The following is a 2,714-nucleotide window of genomic DNA, read 5'->3' as shown; positions in this document are numbered from 1 at the left end:
AGCGTTGGTTGTTGTTGCACCATTTAAAGTGCCTGTACCAGTAACACTTAATGTAGAAAAGTCAGAATCTAATACTGCATTAGAAACATCTAAACGCCCAGTAATTGTTGATGTTTTGTTTACGGTTGTGTCTGCTGTTGCAGATACTGTTACACCACCAGCAATAACTGCAGTGCCATCGTAAGCAGATACCGTACCATCTAACCCATCAGTAGCACCACCTTGAATTTCCATTGTTACATCAATGTTTTCGCCACTAGCGTTAGTAAACACCAATAAATCATCACCGGTAGTACCTGTATTATTTACAACCGAAGCAGTAATACCTTTAGCAGCTAGTGCTTCTGTTGTTGCTGGGTCAATGGCGGTTTTTAATGCTGCAACTGTACCATCACCCGTTGCCGCAGCCGTTGCTGTAATTTCTACACCAGCAACATTAAGTGTAACAACGTCTGTAGCGGTTGTATTCGTATCTCCAAATCCACCCACAGCAACTTGCGTGGTTGCACCTACGCCAAACACCCCTTCGGTGCTGTTGAATTGCCCAGCTAAATCTGCTGCGCTCATACCTGTGGTTAAATCTATGTTATTAGTTTTGCCGCCAGCTGTGACGCTTAATGAATCCGTATCTGCAAATGTTTTAGCTGTTTCACTGGCACCTGAAAATCCGGTAATTGCAGCTAAATCAAACCCTTTACCTCTTAGGCCTATATCCTCAGCGGCTGCAGAGTTTAAGGTTACGCCAATGGTTTGGTTACTGTCTGAACCTACTTGAAACTGCTGTGTACCGTAGTCGCCATTTAATAGTTTTTGCCCACCAAAGGTGGTGGTATCGGCTATACGGGTCAACTCAGTTTGCAAAGCGGTTACTTCTTTTTGCAGCGCTTCGCGGTCAGACGTTGAGTTAGAGCCATTCGCTGACTGCAGGGCAAGCTCTCGCATACGTTGTAAGATATCGGTAGATGACTGCAATGCGCCCTCAGCGGTTTGCGCCATTGAAATACCATCGTTAGCATTACGCTGCGCTACACCTAAACCACTAATTTGCGAGGTTAAACGCGTGCTAATTTGCATACCTGCTGCGTCATCTTTGGCACTGTTAATACGCATACCCGAAGCCAAGCGCTCCATTGAGGTGGCCAGACCTTCACCCGATTTTGCTAAGTTACGCTGGGCGTTGAGTGACGATACATTGGTATTTACTGAAATAGCCATAATAAAACTCCTAATTACTTTCGTAATATTACTGTTTAATTTAATCAAGCGCTTTCACAATTATCTGCTCAAGCCCTGTACTAATTAACTTAACGGCAGAGATTTATTTAACTTTAGCTTTTTTTAGAAATAATTTAATAATTTTATAATTAATTACTTTACAACAGCTTATACCTCTAATTTATCACCTTTAACTTCCAAAAATAAAAAACGCACTTCAAAATAAAGTGCGTTTATATAAACCAGCATCAGTAAAACAAATACTAACCACCTAGTAAGCTAATTGCAGCTTGTGGTATCTGATTCGCCTGCGACAAGATTGAGGTACCCGCTTGTTGCAATATTTGGTTTTTGGTCATGTGTGCTGTTTCTGTGGCGTAATCGGTATCCATAATACGGCTACGTGAGGCCGATGCATTTTCTTGCACATTCGCTAGGTTGCTAATTGTTTGACTAAAACGGTTTTGGGTAGCACCGAGCTCAGCACGCTCATTACCAATTTGCTTAAGCGCAGCGTCAATTACGTCAATTGCCGACTGTGAGCCACCCGCAGTTGAAATATCAAGGGTTGCTACTGAACTAAGACTAGTCGTGGTATCAAGCGAAGCGTTGGTTGTTGTTGCACCATTTAAAGTGCCTGTACCAGTAACACTTAATGTAGAAAAGTCAGAATCTAATACTGCATTAGAAACATCTAAACGCCCAGTAATTGTTGATGTTTTGTTTACGGTTGTGTCTGCTGTTGCAGATACTGTTACACCACCAGCAATAACTGCAGTGCCATCGTAAGCAGATACCGTACCATCTAACCCATCAGTAGCACCACCTTGAATTTCCATTGTTACATCAATGTTTTCGCCACTAGCGTTAGTAAACACCAATAAATCATCACCGGTAGTACCTGTATTATTTACAACCGAAGCAGTAATACCTTTAGCAGCTAGTGCTTCTGTTGTTGCTGGGTCAATGGCGGTTTTTAATGCTGCAACTGTACCATCACCCGTTGCCGCAGCCGTTGCTGTAATTTCTACACCAGCAACATTAAGTGTAACAACGTCTGTAGCGGTTGTATTCGTATCTCCAAATCCACCCACAGCAACTTGCGTGGTTGCACCTACGCCAAACACCCCTTCGGTGCTGTTGAATTGCCCAGCTAAATCTGCTGCGCTCATACCTGTGGTTAAATCTATGTTATTAGTTTTGCCGCCAGCTGTGACGCTTAATGAATCCGTATCTGCAAATGTTTTAGCTGTTTCACTGGCACCTGAAAATCCGGTAATTGCAGCTAAATCAAACCCTTTACCTCTTAGGCCTATATCCTCAGCGGCTGCAGAGTTTAAGGTTACGCCAATGGTTTGGTTACTGTCTGAACCTACTTGAAACTGCTGTGTACCGTAGTCGCCATTTAATAGTTTTTGCCCACCAAAGGTGGTGGTATCGGCTATACGGGTCAACTCAGTTTGCAAAGCGGTTACTTCTTTTTGCAGCGCTTCGCGGTC

2 protein-coding genes are annotated in these 2,714 nt (G+C 43.2%); both read right to left on the bottom strand.

Translation table 11 applies throughout. The features are described from left to right. The coding region (locus L650_RS24795; RefSeq protein WP_029773874.1) for a hypothetical protein at nt 1–1,215 on the bottom strand (1,215 nt) is incomplete at its 3' end. A 263-nt stretch (nt 1,216–1,478) separates the two neighbouring features. After that, nucleotides 1,479–2,714: flagellin (locus L650_RS24790; protein ID WP_029773873.1), on the bottom strand; the 1,236-nt coding region annotated here is incomplete at its 5' end.

The organism is Pseudoalteromonas sp. TB51 (genome assembly GCF_000498055.1).
GTDB classification, from domain to species: Bacteria; Pseudomonadota; Gammaproteobacteria; order Enterobacterales; family Alteromonadaceae; genus Pseudoalteromonas; species Pseudoalteromonas atlantica.
Note: the sequence above shows the minus strand (reverse complement) of the source record. Positions and strands in the feature narration are given on the sequence as shown.